Origin of the sequence: Pseudomonas sp. Y24-6 (assembly GCF_020295325.1) — a bacterium.
In the GTDB taxonomy this organism is placed as follows: Bacteria; Pseudomonadota; Gammaproteobacteria; order Pseudomonadales; family Pseudomonadaceae; genus Aquipseudomonas; species Aquipseudomonas gregormendelii.
Genome location: NZ_JACBXG010000017.1, coordinates 34,747 through 50,328, shown reverse-complemented (window position 1 = coordinate 50,328; position 15,582 = coordinate 34,747). Strand labels below are relative to the sequence as shown.

Here is a 15,582-nt window from a genome sequence, read left to right as displayed (position 1 = left end):
TTGCATCACGACATCCGGTTTTTCTTGCGCCGCCGCCACTGCCGCGCAACCCACCAGCGCCAGTACAGCATCGTCAGGCAGTAGGCCAAGGCTCCCAGCACCAGTCCCGTGACCACCGAACCCAGCAGGAATGGCTGCCACATCGTGGACAGCTCGCCGCTGATCCATTCCCACGTCAGTTCGTCCGGCAAGTGCCGGGCAGGAATGTCCATCAACCAGGCGCCCGTCTGGTAGGTACAAAAGAACACGACCGGCATGGTGATTGGATTGGTCAGCCAGACCAGGCTGACGGCGATGGGGATATTGCCGCGCACCATGATGGCCAACGCCGCGGCTACCAGCATCTGCAAGGGAATGGGCAGGAAGGCGGCGAACAAACCCACGGCCATCGCCCGGGCAACGGAATGGCGGTTGAGGTGCCACAGGTTCGGGTCATGCAGCAGGGTGCCAAGGAAGCGTAAGGACTTATGTTCCCTGATGCTCGTCGGATCTGGCATGTAGCGTTTGAATAAGCGCCGGGGCATAAGGCTTCTCGGTCGGTTAAGGCGGCAAGTATGTCTCGATTCTGTGAACCGCCCATTCAGACTTTGTGACAATTAATAACGACGGCCGTGCCATTCCCCGACTATGCCTAGTGGGTGGACTCCAAGGACGGGCGAATGCGCACAGGGATGATAGCGCTGGCGCTGGGTTTGCTGACCCTGCGTTTCTTACCGGCATTACCGCCGGTCTGGTCGTTGATACTGATGCCGATAGTGGGCTTGATGGTGCTGCCGTTTCGCGCCTATCCGCTGGCGTTTTTCCTGTTTGGCTTCACTTGGGCCTGTACCCAGGCGCAATGGGCGCTAAACGATCGCTTGCCGATTCAGCTCGAGGGTGAAACCCGTTGGGTGGAGGGGACGGTCACGGGACTGCCGCAGAACGGCGAAGGTGTCGTGCGGTTCGAGCTGTCGGACAGCCATTCCCGCCGTACAAGGCTCCCGCAGCGGATGCGCCTGGCCTGGTACGACGGCCCTGCGGTGAATAGCGGGGAACGCTGGCGCCTGGCGGTCAAGCTGAAACGACCCATCGGGCTGCTCAATCCCCATGCATTCGACTACGACGCCTGGCTGCTGGCGCAACGCATCGGCGCCACCGGCACGGTGAAGGCTGGCGAAATACTCGCAGATGCCCGGGGAGCCTGGCGCGATAGCCTGCGCCAGCGCTTGCTGAGTGTAGATGCGCAGGGCCGCAGCGGCGCGCTGGCGGCCTTGGTGCTGGGCGACGGCAGCGGCCTGAGCCGCGAGGACTGGCAGGTGCTGCAAGACACCGGCACCGTACATTTGCTGGTGATTTCCGGGCAGCACATCGGTTTGCTGGCAGGCGTGATGTACTTGCTGATCGCGGGGCTGGCTCGTTATGGCTTATGGCCGCGCCGTTTGCCCTGGCTGCCTTGGGCGTGCGGATTGGCATTTGCGGCGGCTCTTGGTTATGGCTTGCTTGCCGGCTTCGACGTACCGGTGCGCCGGGCCTGTGTGATGATCGGCCTGGTGCTGCTGTGGCGCCTGCGTTTGCGCCATCTCGGCGCCTGGTGGCCGCTGCTGCTGGCGCTGAACGGGGTCCTGTTGATGGACCCGCTGACGAGCCTGCAACCCGGTTTCTGGCTGTCCTTTGCGGCGGTGGGGGTGTTGATCTTCACTTTCGGCGGTCGGCTTGGCTCATTGCCCTGGTGGCAAACCTGGACTCGCGCCCAGTGGATGATCGCCATTGGTTTGAGTCCGCTTTTACTCATCCTCGGCCTGCCGATCAGCCTCAGTGGGCCGCTGGTCAATTTACTCGCGGTGCCCTGGATCAGTCTGTTGGTCCTGCCGCCTGCATTGCTTGGCACCTTGCTGCTGCCAATGCCTTATGTGGGCGAGGGGTTGCTGTGGCTCGCCGGGGGGCTGCTCGACTGGCTGTTCAAGGGCCTGGCGCAAGCGGCGGGGCAGGTGCCCGCCTGGGACCCTATGGCGATTGCGTTTTGGACCTGGGCGCTGGCCGCCGCCGGCGCCCTGCTGCTGCTAATGCCGGCGGGGGTGCCGCTGCGATGGCTGGGCTGGCCGATGTTGCTGTTACTGGTCTTGCCACCGCGTCCCACAATCGCCGAAGGCATTGCCGAGGTCTGGCTTCTGGACGTCGGCCAGGGCCTGGCGATCCTGGTGCGCACTCGTCATCACAACCTGTTGTATGACGCCGGGCCGCGTTCCGCGGGCATGGACATGGGCGCGCGAGTGGTGCTGCCGACGTTGCGCAAGCTGGGAGTGGAACAGCTTGACCTGATGCTGATCAGCCATGCTCACGCCGATCATGCCGGAGGCGCCAAGGCAGTGGTCGACGCAATACCGGTCCGCAGGATAATGGGCGGCGAACCCTTTCCCCCGGCAGACGGCCTGCTCGCAGATGCCTGCGAGAGTGGCGGGCACTGGAATTGGGACGGGGTGAGCTTCCGGCTCTGGCAGTGGGCGTCGGCGCAGGACAGCAACTCCCGATCCTGCGTGTTGCAAATCGAGGCCTCAGGCGAGCGGTTGCTGCTGACCGGTGATATCGAACGGGCCGCCGAGCAGGCATTGCTCGGCAGCCCGCTGGCCGTCGCCACTGACTGGTTGCAGGCTCCGCACCATGGCAGTCGCACTTCATCCACGATGCCCCTGCTCAGCGTGCTCCAGCCCAAGGCGGTGCTGATCTCCCGCGGCAACGGCAATTCGTTCGGCCATCCGCACCCGACGGTGATTGCACGCTATCGAAAATTGGCAATGGGGATCTACGACAGTGCGCAGCAGGGCGCCGTTCATCTGCAACTGGGGACCTTCTCGGCACCGGCGACGATGCGTCAACAACGGCGCTTCTGGCGTGATCCGGCACCGCTGGCAGAATGACTGGCGGGCAGCGGGCCCCGACCGGTTGCGCCATCGTGGTCTTCGGTGCGAGGAGCCCCTATGGTAGAGTGGCGGACTTTTTCGAGGGGACTGTCACTGTGTGGGAATTGGTCAAATCCGGCGGCTGGATGATGCTGCCGATCATTCTGAGTTCCATCGTGGCCATGGCGATCGTCGTCGAGCGCCTGTGGACCCTGCGTGCCAGTCGTGTGACTCCGGAGCATTTGCTCGGCCAGGTCTGGGTCTGGATCAAAGACAAACAGCTCAATAAGGAAAAGCTCAAGGAATTGCGCGCCAATTCCCCTCTGGGCGAAATACTCGCGGCTGGCCTGGCCAACTCCCGGCATGGTCGCGAAATCATGAAAGAGTGCATCGAGGAAGCCGCGGCGCGAGTCATTCACGAACTCGAACGCTACATCAACGCCCTGGGCACGATTGCCGCCATGGCGCCGTTGCTGGGCTTGCTCGGCACCGTGCTGGGCATGATCGATATCTTCAGTGCGTTCATGGGCACCGGCATGGGCACCAACGCGGCGGTACTCGCCGGTGGTATTTCCAAAGCCCTGATCACCACGGCCGCAGGCCTGATGGTCGGTATCCCGGCGGTGTTCTTCCACCGTTTCCTGCAACGCCGGATCGACGAACTGGTGGTGGGCATGGAACAGGAAGCGATCAAGCTGGTTGAGGTCGTACAGGGCGACCGTGATGTTGACCTGGCCGAGGGCAGAGCGTGAAATTCCGCCGCAAGCCTCGGGAAACGGTCGATATAAACCTCGCTTCGCTGATCGACGTGGTGTTTATCCTGCTGCTGTTTTTTGTCGTGACCACCACTTTCACCCGTGAAACCCAGCTGCGCGTCGACCTGCCGGAAGCCGTCAGCGGAACGCCCGCCGAAGATCAGCAGGTCAAGCACCTGGACGTGGCGATCAATGCTGAAGGCGCGTTTTCGGTGAATAACCAGGTCTTGCCCAAGAACGACCTGGCGACCCTGATGGACGCCCTGCAGAAAGAATCCAACGGCGACACCAGCCTGCCGCTGTCCATCAGCGCCGACGGCAAGACCCAGCATCAGTCGGTCATCATCGCCATGGATGCTGCCGGCAAGCTCGGTTTCAGCCACCTGCGCATGACCACTGTCGAGGCGGCGCCGCCCGCGCCCTGATGGCCATGTCCGATCGCTTGCTCGCCGCGTGGTACCAGGGACATCCGGCCCTGAAGCTCTTGCAGCCGCTGGAGTGGCTCTATCGCCGTGTGGTCACGAACAAGCGCAAGCGTTTCCTGGCGGGCGAGGGCGAGATCTATCAGCCGCCAGTGCCGTTGATCGTCGTCGGTAATATCACCGTTGGCGGCACGGGCAAGACTCCGCTGATTCTCTGGATGATCGAGCACTGCCAGCGTAGCGGGCTGCGCGTCGGGGTGGTCAGTCGGGGTTACGGCGCCAAACCACCGCAACTGCCATGGCGAGTCGCGGCGGATCAGGGCGCCGATACTGCGGGCGACGAGCCTCTGTTGATCGTCCAGCGCACCGGCGTACCCTTGATGATCGACCCGGACCGCAGTCAGGCGGTCAGGGCCTTGCTCGAGAGTGAACCGCTGGACCTGATCCTGTCGGACGACGGCATGCAGCATTATCGCCTGGCCCGTGACCTTGAGCTGGTGCTGATCGACGCCGCCCGTGGCCTGGGTAACCGGCGCTGCCTGCCCGCCGGGCCCCTGCGTGAGCCGGTCGAGCGCCTTGAGAGCGTCGATGCGGTGCTCTACAACGGCGCTGCGGACGATCGCCATGACGGGTTTGCGTTCCAGCTGCAACCTACCGCGCTGGTCAATCTGCGTAGCGGTGAACGGCGGTCGCTCGATCATTTTCCTGCGGGTCAGGCACTGCATGCCGTGGCCGGCATCGGTAATCCACAGCGTTTCTTCACGACCCTCGAAACGCTACACTGGAAGCCTGTACCGCACGCGTTCGCCGACCACGCCGAGTACAGCGTGCAGGCACTGAATTTCGCTCCGTCATTGCCTTTGGTAATGACTGAAAAGGACGCGGTGAAGTGCCGTGCCTTCGCCGCCACCGATTGGTGGTACCTGACGGTCGATGCTGCGCCATCCCCGGCCTTTGTCGCCTGGTTCGATACGCAGCTGATGCGCCTGGTGCCGGACCGTCTTTTGCCTTAACTCCGTTTTATCCAGGGAATGCTCATGGACACCAAATTGCTCGATATCCTCGCTTGCCCGGTCTGCAAAGGCCCGCTCAAGCTCAGCGCTGACAAGACCGAGCTGATCAGCAAGGGCGCCGGCCTCGCTTATCCGATTCGCGACGGCATCCCGGTCATGCTCGAATCCGAAGCGCGCACCCTGACCACCGACGAGCGCCTGGATAAATGACCGCAGCCTTTACTGTCGTCATCCCGTCGCGTTACGCCTCCACCCGTTTGCCAGGCAAGCCGTTGTTGCTGATCGCCGGCAAACCGATGATCCAGCACGTCTGGGAACAGGCGAGCAAAAGCAGCGCCGAGCGCGTGGTGGTGGCCACCGACGACCTGCGCATCGTCGAAGCCTGCAAAGGCTTTGGCGCTGAAGTGGTGCTGACGCGTGAAGATCACAACTCCGGTACCGATCGCCTGGCCGAAGTGGCGACGAAGCTGGGCCTGGCGCCCGACGCCATCGTGGTCAACGTGCAAGGTGACGAACCGCTGATTCCACCTGATGTGATCGATCAGGTCGCGGCCAACCTGGCAGCCCACACCGAAGCGCGCATGGCCACTCTGGCTGAGCCGATCGAAGATGTGGAAACCCTGTTCAACACTAATGTGGTCAAGGTGGTCAGTGACCTCAACGGTCTGGCGCTGACCTTCAGCCGGGCGACCTTGCCGTGGGCCCGCGATGACTTTGCCAGGAGTCGCGAGCAATTGCCGGAAGGCGTACCGTACCGTCGCCACATCGGCATTTATGCTTACCGCGCCGGGTTCCTGCATGACTTCGTCAGCTGGGGCCCTTGCTGGCTGGAAAACACTGAATCCCTGGAACAACTACGGGCCTTGTGGCACGGCGTGCGTATCCACGTGGCTGACGCTTTGATCGCGCCACCGACCGGCGTCGATACCGCTGAAGACCTGGAGCGGGTTCGTCGCCTGTTGGAGGCCTGATGCGGGTTCTGTTCGTCTGCCTGGGCAACATCTGCCGCTCGCCGACCGCCGAAGGCGTGCTGCGCCATAAACTGCGCGAGGCCGGGCTGTTGGGGCAAGTCGAGGTCGCCTCCGCCGGTACGGGCGACTGGCATGTCGGCAAGGCCCCGGATAAACGCAGCCAGGCCGCCGCCCGCCTGCGCGGTTACGATTTGTCTGCCCAGCGCGCGCAGCAAGTCAGTCGTGCCGATTTCTCAATGTATGACCTGATCCTGGCGATGGATAACAGCAACCTGCGCAATCTCAAGGCATTGCAGCCTGCGAAGGGCAAGGCGGAGCTTGACCTGTTCCTGCGCCGCTATCAGTCGGAACTCGATGAAGTTCCAGACCCGTACTACGACGGTGACCAGGGCTTCGAGCAGGTACTGGACCTGATCGAGCGCGCCAGTGACCTGCTGGTGATCGAATTGAAGGGGCGGTTATGAGTCTGCAGGTGCAAGCCCGGGTATCGCTCAAACCGTACAACAGCTTTGGCGTGGATGTGCAGGCCCGCCTGTTTGCCCAGGCCCACAGTGACGACGACGTGCGCGACGCCTTGGCGTATGCCACGCAGCACGAGGTGCCATTGCTGGTAATCGGTGGGGGCAGCAACTTGCTGCTCACCGCCGATATCCAGGCGCTGGTGCTGCGCATGGCCACCCGCGGGATTCGCCTGCTCAGCGACAACGGCCAGCAGGTGGTGATCGAAGCCGAAGCCGGCGAGCCTTGGCATCCGTTTGTGCAACACACCCTGGCCCAGGGTTTGTCTGGCCTGGAAAACCTCAGCCTGATCCCCGGTACGGTTGGCGCGGCACCGATGCAGAACATCGGCGCTTATGGCGTGGAGATCAAGGACGTGTTTGCCGGCCTGACCGCGCTTGATCGCCAGACTGGCGAACTGCGCGACTTCAGCCTGGACGAGTGCAAGTTCGCCTACCGCGACAGCCTGTTCAAGCAGGAGCCGGGGCGCTGGTTGATCTTGCGGGTGCGCTTCAACCTGAACCGCACTGAACACCTGCATCTGGAATACGGCCCGGTGCGTCAGCGCCTGACCGAGCAGGGTATCGACCGTCCGACCGCCAGCGACGTCAGCCAGGCGATCTGCAGCATTCGTAGCGAAAAACTGCCTGACCCTGCGGTGCTGGGCAATGCTGGCAGTTTCTTCAAGAACCCTCTGGTACCGGCAGCGCTGGTGACCCGGCTCAAGGCTGAATTCCCGGATCTGGTGGCCTACGCGCAACCCGACGGGCAGATGAAGCTGGCGGCTGGATGGCTGATCGAGCGCGCAGGCTGGAAGGGCTTTCGCGAAGCCGACGCCGGCGTGCACAAGTTGCAGGCGCTGGTGCTGGTCAACTATGGCGCTGCCACGGGCCTGCAGTTGCTGGACCTGGCGCAACGGATCCAGAAAGACATTTGGCAACGATTCCAGGTCGAGCTGGAAATGGAGCCCAACAGATATTGAGGCTACGCTTTCAGCACTGCCCTGGAGGCCCTGCACATTCGTCGATGTGCAGGGCTTTTTTGTTAATCCTGGGTTAACTTAGCCGCCTAACGATACAAGCCATTTTGCTGCACCAAAGGCCCGATGCAGACGTCGCCGTCGGCATGAGAGAGCCTCCCTAGCCTGAGTCGATCTGCGTGATGCCAACCGCCAGCCTCTGGCGGCAGATTGCTCGACCCCATAACCGTCTTTAGATATGCGGGCGTGCCCATGATTACCCTGAAACTCAACGGTCAAGACCATCAACTCGATGTCACCGAGGACATGCCCCTGCTCTGGGCAATTCGCGACGTGGCCGGTTACAACGGCACCAAGTTTGGCTGCGGCATGGGCCTGTGTGGTGCCTGCACCATTCACATCGACGGCTCCCCGGCACGCAGTTGCATCACGCCGATCGGGTCGGTGATCGGCCAGGACGTCAGCACCATCGACAATTTGCACAGTGACCCGGTTGGGCAAGTCGTCCAGCAAGCCTGGCTCGACACAGCAGTGGCTCAGTGCGGGTTCTGCCAGGGCGGGCAGATCATGTCGGCGACGGCATTGCTCAAGGTCAACCCCAACCCCAGCGACGAGCAAATCGAAGAAGCGATGGTGGGCAACATTTGCCGTTGCGGCACCTACAACCGTATCAAGACCGCCATACGCCAAGCCTCCACCCACCTGAAGGAGGCCAAGGCATGAGCGGGCTACCGAATGATTTTGCGCTGAGCAATCTCAGCCGCCGTGGTTTCCTCAAGGGCGTAGGCGCTACCAGCGCGCTGGTGCTCGCCGCCAGTTGGGGTTGGCAGGACGCACTTGCCGCCGACAAAAAGCAGAAATTCGGCGCAGACGGTATGCCCAATGGCTGGATCGACGATCCAAAAGTGTATGTCAGCATTGCCGCCGATGGCACCGTGACCGTGGTGTGCAACCGCTCGGAAATGGGCCAGGGCGTGCGCACCAGCCTGAGCATGGTGGTGGCGGACGAGCTGGATGCCGACTGGGCGATGGTCAAGGTGCAGCAGGCGCCCGGTGATGAAGTTCGCTATGGCAACCAGGACACTGACGGCTCGCGCAGCATGCGCCATTGGTACGAGCCGATGCGTCGTTGTGGCGCCGCTGCGCGCACGATGCTTGAGCAAGCGGCTGCCGAGCAGTGGAAAGTGCCGGTAGGCGAGTGTCGGGCACAGTTGCACAAAGTCATTCACCAGCCCACCAAGCGTGAACTGGGTTACGGCGCCCTGGCGGCTGCCGCTGCTGCACTGGCAGTGCCGGCCCGCGACAGCCTGCGGCTCAAGGAGCCTGCGCAGTTTCGATACATCGGCAAGGAAGGCATCAAGGCGATTGATGGTGCCGACATCGTCAATGGTCGTGCAGTCTACGGCGCCGATGTGCACATTGAGGGCATGCTCTACGCAACCATTGCGCGCCCGGCGGTTTACGGCGGCAAGGTCAAATCCGTTGACTCGAGTGCGGCGCTGAAAGTGCCTGGCGTGCTCAAGGTCATCAATATCGAAGGGCGGCCAATGCCGTCGGAGTTCCAGCCCCTGGGTGGCGTGGCAGTGATCGCCAGCAATACCTGGGCGGCGATCAAAGGGCGCGAAGCGCTGAAGATCGAGTGGGACGATGGCCCGAATGCCAGCTATGACTCGATCGCCTACCGCAAGGAGCTGCAAGCCGCATCGCTCAAGCCCGGCAAGGTCGTGCGCAACACCGGCAACATCGACGAGGCCATGGGCAACGCCGAAACCACGCTGGAAGCGTCTTACTATCTGCCGCACCTGGCACAGTCCCCGATGGAACCGATGGTTGCCATTGCGCGCTTCAAGGACGGCGTCTGCGAGGCCTGGGCACCGAGCCAGGCACCCCAGGTGACGCGAGAGCGAATTGCCGAACGCCTCGGCGTCCCGTTCGATAACGTCACGGTCAACGTGACCCTGCTCGGCGGCGGCTTCGGGCGCAAGTCCAAGCCGGATTTTGTCATCGAAGCGGCGATCCTCGCCAAGGAATTTCCCGGCAAGGCAGTGCGGGTGCAATGGACGCGTGAAGACGATATCCATTGTTCGTACTTTCATACCGTGTCGGCCGAGTACCTCAAAGCCAGCCTGAACAAGGACGGCCTGCCGTCCGGCTGGCTGCACCGCACAGTCGCGCCCAGTATCACTGCGCTGTTCGCACCGGGCATGAACCATGAAGCGGCTTTCGAGCTGGGCATGGGCTTCACCAACATGGCCTATGCGATCCCCAACGTGCGCCTGGAAAACCCCGAGGCCAAGGTGCATACCCGGGTGGGTTGGTACCGTTCGGTGTCGAACATTCCCCACGGCTTTGCGATCCAGAGTTTCGTCGATGAGTTGGCCCACAAGGCCGGCCGCGATCCGCTGGAGTACCAGATCAAACTGCTCGGTCCGGACCGCCAGATCGATCCGCGCACCTTGAGCGAAGAGTGGAACTATGGCGAGTCACCGGAACGCTATCCGATTGATACCGGCCGTATGCGCAAGGTTCTGGAAACTGCGGCGAAGGCGGCGGGGTGGGGTCGTGACTTGCCCAAGGGGCGTGGCCTGGGCCTGGCAGTGCACTACAGTTTTGTCACCTATGTCGCGGCGGTGATCGAGGTTGAGGTCAAGGATGACGGCACGTTGATCGTGCATAAGGCGGATATCGCAGTGGACTGCGGTCCGCAGATCAACCCCGAGCGCATCCGCTCGCAATTTGAAGGTGCCTGTGTGATGGGCCTGGGTAATGCGGTGCTCGGCGAAATCAGCTTCAAGGACGGCAAGGTCCAACAGGATAACTTCCACATGTACGAAGTAGCACGCATGTCCCTGGCGCCGAAGGAGGTGGCGGTGCACATGGTCACTCCGCCGGGAGACGTGCCGCTTGGGGGCGTCGGCGAACCTGGCGTTCCACCGATTGCGCCGGCGCTATGTAATGCGATTTTTGCTGCCACGGGCCAGCGTATTCGCAACCTGCCGGTGCGCTTCCAGTTACAGGGTTGGCAGAAGGCGCAAGCCTGATGGACAGCGTCGATCTGAATGTCCTGCGCAGCGTGCTGGAATGGCGCAATGCGGGCCAGCGGGTGGTGCTGTACAGCGTGGTCCAGACATGGGGCACTGCGCCCCGGGCACCTGGCGCCATGCTGGCGTTGCGTGAAGATGGCGTGGTGATAGGGTCTGTTTCCGGCGGCTGTGTCGAGGATGATCTGATTGCCCGCCTGCACGATGGGCGCATCCCGGTTGACGGACCGCCCGTGCAGTTGATCACCTACGGCGTGACTCGCGAGGAGGCGGCGCGCTTTGGCTTGCCTTGTGGCGGCACCTTGCGCCTGACTGAGGAGCGCGTCGACGATCCGGCCTGGGTGGCACAATTGCTGGCGCGTTGCGAGGCGCACGAGATTGTGGCGCGCTCGCTGTCGATTGAAACCGGTGAGGTGTTGCTGGAGCCCGCAGACAAGTTGCAAACGCTGACCTTTGACGGCAGGACGCTGCGGGCCATTTATGGTCCGCGCTGGCGTCTGCTGCTGATCGGCGCAGGTCAACTGTCGCGATATGTCGCCGAGATGGCGCGGCTGCTGGATTTCGAGGTGCTGATCTGCGATCCGCGCAGCGAATTCGTCCATGGCTGGGAAGAGCAGCATGGACGCTTCGTCCCGGGCATGCCCGACGAAGCGGTACTGACTATCCAGACCGACGAGCGCACCGCCATTGTTGCGCTCACCCATGACCCGCGCCTGGATGACATGGCGCTGCTGACGGCGCTGGACTCCGATGCATTCTACGTGGGCGCGCTGGGGTCTCGGGTCAACAGCCTGAAGCGCCGGGACAATCTGGCTCAGCTAGGCTTGTCGGCCGCGGCCATTGAACGGCTGCACGGCCCGATCGGCTTGCACATTGGTAGCCATTCGCCAGCGGAAATCGCTTTGTCGCTGATGGCTGAAATTGTCGCAATCAAGAACGGTGTCGAACTCAAACAGAAGAAACCCTTGCAGGAGGCGCCATGAGCGAACCCATCGCCGTCATCGTGCTGGCAGCGGGACAGGGCGAGCGCTTTCGCCAGGTGGCGGGCGCCGACAAGGACAAGTTGCTGGCGGACTGTACCGGGCGCGACGGTGCTGTGCGGTCGGTCATCGAGCATGTCCTTGTGAACCTGCCGGTTAAGGCGGGCAAACGGGTTGTGGTTACCACTGCAGATCGTCCCCAGGTGATTCGCATGGCCCAGGCCTATGGGTTCGAGGTGGTCCTGATTGAGTCCACGGGCATGGGGGACAGCATTGCTGCCGGCGTGGCGTCGTGTCCGCAGCCCGGTGGTTGGTTGATTGTGCTGGGGGATATGCCGTTCATCCTGCCTTCGAGCATTGAGCGGGTGATAGCAGGGAGGGCGGCTGACACTATCAGTGTGCCAGTGCATGACGGCGAGTATGGGCACCCGGTGGCGTTCGCGGATTCTTTCGGACCGGCGTTGATCGCGCTCTCGGGGGACGGCGGGGCCAGGCCGCTGTTTGCTACGGCCAGGGTGGTTGAAGTAGAGGTGGATGATCCTGGGGTGTTGTGGGATGTGGATGTGCCCGGCGCCCTGGTGTTTGTGTAAAAGATCTTTTGATCTTCAAGGTATAAAAAAGCCCCGCTCTGGATCACCAGGCGGGGCTTTTTGTCAGCCGTCGGAATCAGACGAGGGGTTTAGGCTCGTGCTCTTTTTCCTGGGCTTTTTCGTGTTGCTCTACCGCGTCCTGAACGGAGCGTGGTGCTTCATCAATCACTGACGCTACAGGCTCAGCGGCAACTTCAACAGGGGCTTCAGCGACCACCGGTGCAGCCTCGACCACGGCTGGAGCAGCAGCGGCAGCCAATTCAGCTTCCTTCTGCAGACGCTCGGCTTCACGCTTGCGACGACGCACTTCACGCGGGTCGTTTGGCGCGCGGCCATTTTCAGTCAGGGCGCTTGCCGGCGCGGCTTCGACCACAGGTGCAGCCACTTCGGCTACAACCGGGGCTTCAACCGGCGCTTCAACCACTGGAGCAGGCTCTGCAGCCGCAACTACTGGCTCTGGCTCGTAAGCCGGAGTTTCAGCTGCCGGGGCGGGTGTTTCTGCAACAGCTGGCTCGGCAACCCAGTTGAAAGCGGTTTGCTCTTCGCGAACTTCACGAATCGATTCGGTCACGGTTTCGCTGACTGTCTCGGCAGCAGGTTCTGCAATGACTGCTGGAGCTTCGATGAATGCCGCAGGTTGCGGTGCCGCTTCTACTTCAGGCTGCGCTTCACGAACCGGCGCCACTTCGATTTCCGGCGAGGCGGTGGCTTCGACAGGCGAGGTCGCTTCAACCACTGGCGCTTCGACTGGAGCAGTGTCCAGGGTAGCAGCAGTAGCGCGTTCGGCTTGCTCGTTGGCCTGTGCTTCAGCTGGAGCGCTGATCACCGAGCTGGCAACGGCTGCGGTAACAGCCAGGCCAGCGGCCAGGTCGTTAGCGCTTGGTGCGTCGGCAGTGGCCGCCACTTCGCCTTCAGCGGAGTCAGACTCTTCCGAACCTTCGATCACATTGCCGTTGGCATCACGCTGACGCTCGCGACGGTTGCTGCGACGACGCTGGCCGCGGGAGCGACGACGTGGACGATCGCCTTCGGCGCCTTCCTGTCCGTCTTCCTGCAGTTGCTCTTCGTTGGACAGCAGTTCTTCTTCGGCTACTGGAGCTGCTGCTTGCTCGGCACGTGGCTGACGTTCTTCACGCGGTGGGCGTGGAGCACGTTCTTCGCGTGGCTGGCGAGCCGGACGCTCTTCAGTGGTAGCGACAGCGACAGCGGCAGCGGCTGGAGCAACAGCGTCCAGGGGTTCGCGCAATTCGCGTACACGTTCTTCACGCTCGCCACGTGGCTTGCGGTCTTCACGTGGAGCGCGCGGTGCACGTTCCTCACGCGGTGCGCGTGGTGCACGCTCTTCACGTGGCGCGCGTTCTTCGCGGGCTACTGCCGGCGTTTCTTCACGAGCTTCGCGTGGTTCACGAGCTTCCCGTGGCGCGCGTTCTTCACGCGGTGCACGTTCTTCGCGAGGCTTGCGCTCTTCGTCGCGGCGACCGTTACGGTTGCGGCTCTGCTGACGACCGTTGCGACGCTCTTCGTTACGAGCCGGACGCTCGGTGGTCGCAGGCTTTTCAACCACAACCGGTGCGGCGGGCTCTTCCTTGGTTGCAAACAGGCTGACCAGCGACTTCACCAGGCCCTTGAACAGGCTTGGCTCTGGCACGGCGGCCGGTGCAGCCACAGGCGCGGCAGCAACCACTTCGGCAGGAACCGGCGCATTGGCGCGGGCAGGGGCCGTCTTGACTGCAGCTTCCTGGCGGACCAGGGTGCGGGTCGCAGCGGCTGGCTGGACTTCTTCCACTTCGGCAGCGGCAGCAGCGATTTCGTAGCTGGACTGGTTGATGTGGGCTTCCGGGCTGTCATCGCGCAGACGCTGAACTTCGAAGTGCGGCGTTTCGAGATGATCGTTCGGCAGAATGACGATGCGGGCTCGGGTGCGCAGTTCGATCTTGGTGATCGAGTTGCGTTTTTCGTTGAGCAGGAACGCGGCCACCGGGATCGGCACTTGTGCACGAACTTCGGCGGTACGGTCTTTCAGGGCCTCTTCTTCGATCAGGCGCAGGATCGCCAGCGACAGCGATTCAACGTCACGGATGATGCCGGTGCCGTTGCAACGTGGGCAAACGATGCCGCTGCTTTCGCCCAACGATGGACGCAGGCGCTGACGGGACATTTCCAGCAGGCCGAAGCGCGAGATGCGACCGACTTGCACGCGAGCGCGGTCGGCTTCCAGGCATTCGCGGACTTTCTCTTCCACGGCGCGCTGGTTCTTGGCAGGGGTCATGTCGATGAAGTCGATGACGATCAGGCCGCCGATGTCGCGCAAGCGCAACTGACGGGCGATTTCTTCAGCAGCTTCAAGGTTGGTCTGCAGCGCGGTTTCTTCGATGTCGCTGCCTTTGGTGGCGCGCGCCGAGTTGATGTCGATGGACACCAGGGCTTCGGTCGGATCGATGACGATGGAACCGCCGGAAGGCAGTTCGACGACCCGCTGGAAAGCGGTTTCGATCTGGCTTTCGATCTGGAAACGGTTGAACAGCGGAACGCTGTCTTCGTAAAGCTTGATCTTGCTGGCGTACTGCGGCATCACCTGGCGGATGAAGGTCAGGGCTTCGTCCTGGGCTTCAACGCTGTCGATCAGCACTTCGCCGATGTCCTGGCGCAGGTAATCGCGGATGGCGCGGATGATCACGTTGCTTTCCTGGTAGATCAGGAACGGCGCGGAGCGATCGAGCGAGGCTTCTTTGATGGCGGTCCAGAGTTGCAGCAGGTAATCGAGGTCCCACTGCATTTCTTCACTGCTGCGACCAAGGCCGGCAGTGCGCACGATCAGACCCATGTCAGCCGGGGCAACCAGGCCGTTCAGGGCTTCACGCAGTTCGTTGCGCTCTTCGCCTTCGATGCGACGGGAGATGCCGCCAGCACGCGGGTTGTTCGGCATCAGTACCAGGTAACGACCGGCCAGGCTGATGAAGGTGGTCAGGGCGGCGCCCTTGTTGCCACGTTCTTCTTTTTCGACCTGGACAATGACTTCCTGGCCTTCGCTCAGGACGTCCTTGATGTTGACGCGGCCTTCCGGGGCTTTCTTGAAGTATTCGCGGGAGATTTCTTTGAGGGGCAGGAAGCCGTGGCGCTCAGAGCCGAAATCGACAAAGGCAGCCTCAAGGCTTGGTTCGATGCGAGTAATCCGGCCTTTATAGATGTTGGCCTTCTTCTGCTCGCGTGCACCGGATTCGATGTCCAGGTCGTAGAGGCGCTGGCCATCTACCAGTGCAACACGCAACTCTTCGGGTTGAGTTGCGTTAATCAGCATTCTTTTCATGTAGTACCGTCGGTTTCCGGGCTGCCGGAAACGGCGTTCGGCACACACGACTTCTCATGGTCGGTGTCAGGTGCGTCGGGAGTGGTTGGCCATTCCCGTGTCCAGCGATGTCCGGCCAATGTGGGCCTTCGTCGCGACGTACGCGTCCTG

At 62.4% G+C, this 15,582-nt stretch carries 14 protein-coding genes; 12 read left to right on the top strand and 2 right to left on the bottom strand.

The genetic code is table 11. The features are described from left to right. Positions 1-5 precede the first annotated feature (5 nt). Positions 6-524, bottom strand: a complete 519-nt coding sequence (locus HYI44_RS25710) for a DUF2062 domain-containing protein (RefSeq protein ID WP_122839121.1) — start codon at positions 522-524, stop codon at positions 6-8. Positions 525-659: 135 nt separating this feature from the next. Between HYI44_RS25710 and HYI44_RS25705 the strand changes: the two genes are divergently transcribed. From HYI44_RS25705 to HYI44_RS25650, 12 genes are all read left to right on the top strand, one after another. After that, positions 660-2,894 (top strand): DNA internalization-related competence protein ComEC/Rec2, encoded by a 2,235-nt coding sequence (locus HYI44_RS25705; RefSeq protein ID WP_225570850.1) that lies wholly within the window; start codon positions 660-662, stop codon positions 2,892-2,894. A gap of 98 nt (positions 2,895-2,992) precedes the next feature. Next, positions 2,993-3,628: a MotA/TolQ/ExbB proton channel family protein gene (locus HYI44_RS25700; protein ID WP_163019410.1), complete on the top strand. Its 636-nt coding sequence runs from the start codon at positions 2,993-2,995 to the stop codon at positions 3,626-3,628. Continuing rightward, positions 3,625-4,056, top strand: a complete 432-nt coding sequence (locus HYI44_RS25695) for an ExbD/TolR family protein (RefSeq protein ID WP_045061739.1) — start codon at positions 3,625-3,627, stop codon at positions 4,054-4,056. Before HYI44_RS25700 ends, HYI44_RS25695 begins: the two co-directional genes overlap by 4 nt. Then, a complete protein-coding gene (lpxK, locus tag HYI44_RS25690) occupies positions 4,056-5,066 on the top strand; it encodes a tetraacyldisaccharide 4'-kinase (RefSeq protein ID WP_122839124.1) in 1,011 nt (336 codons plus the stop codon). Before HYI44_RS25695 ends, lpxK begins: the two co-directional genes overlap by 1 nt. A gap of 24 nt (positions 5,067-5,090) precedes the next feature. Further along, positions 5,091-5,276 carry a Trm112 family protein gene (locus tag HYI44_RS25685; RefSeq protein WP_003179363.1) on the top strand — a complete coding sequence of 62 codons (186 nt, stop codon included), beginning with the start codon at positions 5,091-5,093 and terminating at the stop codon, positions 5,274-5,276. Next, positions 5,273-6,037: a 3-deoxy-manno-octulosonate cytidylyltransferase gene (kdsB, locus tag HYI44_RS25680; protein ID WP_045061737.1), complete on the top strand. Its 765-nt coding sequence runs from the start codon at positions 5,273-5,275 to the stop codon at positions 6,035-6,037. Before HYI44_RS25685 ends, kdsB begins: the two co-directional genes overlap by 4 nt. Further along, positions 6,037-6,501 carry a low molecular weight protein-tyrosine-phosphatase gene (locus HYI44_RS25675; protein WP_225570849.1) on the top strand — a complete coding sequence of 155 codons (465 nt, stop codon included), beginning with the start codon at positions 6,037-6,039 and terminating at the stop codon, positions 6,499-6,501. The genes kdsB and HYI44_RS25675 overlap by 1 nt, the downstream gene beginning before the upstream one ends. Then, positions 6,498-7,517 (top strand): UDP-N-acetylmuramate dehydrogenase, encoded by a 1,020-nt coding sequence (gene murB, locus HYI44_RS25670; RefSeq protein ID WP_122839126.1) that lies wholly within the window; start codon positions 6,498-6,500, stop codon positions 7,515-7,517. Before HYI44_RS25675 ends, murB begins: the two co-directional genes overlap by 4 nt. Before the next feature lie 249 nt (positions 7,518-7,766). Beyond that, on the top strand, positions 7,767-8,237 hold the full coding sequence (locus tag HYI44_RS25665) for a (2Fe-2S)-binding protein (RefSeq protein WP_045061734.1): 471 nt from the start codon (positions 7,767-7,769) through the stop codon (positions 8,235-8,237). Continuing rightward, positions 8,234-10,555 carry a xanthine dehydrogenase family protein molybdopterin-binding subunit gene (locus HYI44_RS25660; RefSeq protein WP_225570848.1) on the top strand — a complete coding sequence of 774 codons (2,322 nt, stop codon included), beginning with the start codon at positions 8,234-8,236 and terminating at the stop codon, positions 10,553-10,555. Before HYI44_RS25665 ends, HYI44_RS25660 begins: the two co-directional genes overlap by 4 nt. Then, positions 10,555-11,538, top strand: coding sequence for an XdhC family protein (locus HYI44_RS25655; protein ID WP_225570847.1), 984 nt, complete (start codon positions 10,555-10,557; stop codon positions 11,536-11,538). Before HYI44_RS25660 ends, HYI44_RS25655 begins: the two co-directional genes overlap by 1 nt. Next, complete coding sequence (locus tag HYI44_RS25650; protein ID WP_225570846.1) at positions 11,535-12,125, top strand: NTP transferase domain-containing protein; 591 nt, start codon at positions 11,535-11,537, stop codon at positions 12,123-12,125. Before HYI44_RS25655 ends, HYI44_RS25650 begins: the two co-directional genes overlap by 4 nt. 76 nt (positions 12,126-12,201) lie before the next feature. On the opposite strand, the gene rne is transcribed toward HYI44_RS25650, so the two are convergent. Next, complete coding sequence (gene rne / locus HYI44_RS25645) at positions 12,202-15,432, bottom strand: ribonuclease E (protein ID WP_225570845.1); 3,231 nt, start codon at positions 15,430-15,432, stop codon at positions 12,202-12,204. Between the last annotated feature and the right edge of the window lie 150 nt (positions 15,433-15,582).

Coding starts and splice junctions, on each gene's coding strand:
- HYI44_RS25710 (WP_122839121.1), bottom strand. CDS start 524: ATGCCCCGGCGCTTATTCAAACGCTACATGCCAGATCCGACGAGCATC.
- HYI44_RS25705 (WP_225570850.1), top strand. CDS start 660: ATGCGCACAGGGATGATAGCGCTGGCGCTGGGTTTGCTGACCCTGCGT.
- lpxK (WP_122839124.1), top strand. CDS start 4,056: ATGGCCATGTCCGATCGCTTGCTCGCCGCGTGGTACCAGGGACATCCG.
- HYI44_RS25685 (WP_003179363.1), top strand. CDS start 5,091: ATGGACACCAAATTGCTCGATATCCTCGCTTGCCCGGTCTGCAAAGGC.
- kdsB (WP_045061737.1), top strand. CDS start 5,273: ATGACCGCAGCCTTTACTGTCGTCATCCCGTCGCGTTACGCCTCCACC.
- HYI44_RS25675 (WP_225570849.1), top strand. CDS start 6,037: ATGCGGGTTCTGTTCGTCTGCCTGGGCAACATCTGCCGCTCGCCGACC.
- murB (WP_122839126.1), top strand. CDS start 6,498: ATGAGTCTGCAGGTGCAAGCCCGGGTATCGCTCAAACCGTACAACAGC.
- HYI44_RS25665 (WP_045061734.1), top strand. CDS start 7,767: ATGATTACCCTGAAACTCAACGGTCAAGACCATCAACTCGATGTCACC.
- HYI44_RS25660 (WP_225570848.1), top strand. CDS start 8,234: ATGAGCGGGCTACCGAATGATTTTGCGCTGAGCAATCTCAGCCGCCGT.
- HYI44_RS25655 (WP_225570847.1), top strand. CDS start 10,555: ATGGACAGCGTCGATCTGAATGTCCTGCGCAGCGTGCTGGAATGGCGC.
- HYI44_RS25650 (WP_225570846.1), top strand. CDS start 11,535: ATGAGCGAACCCATCGCCGTCATCGTGCTGGCAGCGGGACAGGGCGAG.
- rne (WP_225570845.1), bottom strand. CDS start 15,432: ATGAAAAGAATGCTGATTAACGCAACTCAACCCGAAGAGTTGCGTGTT.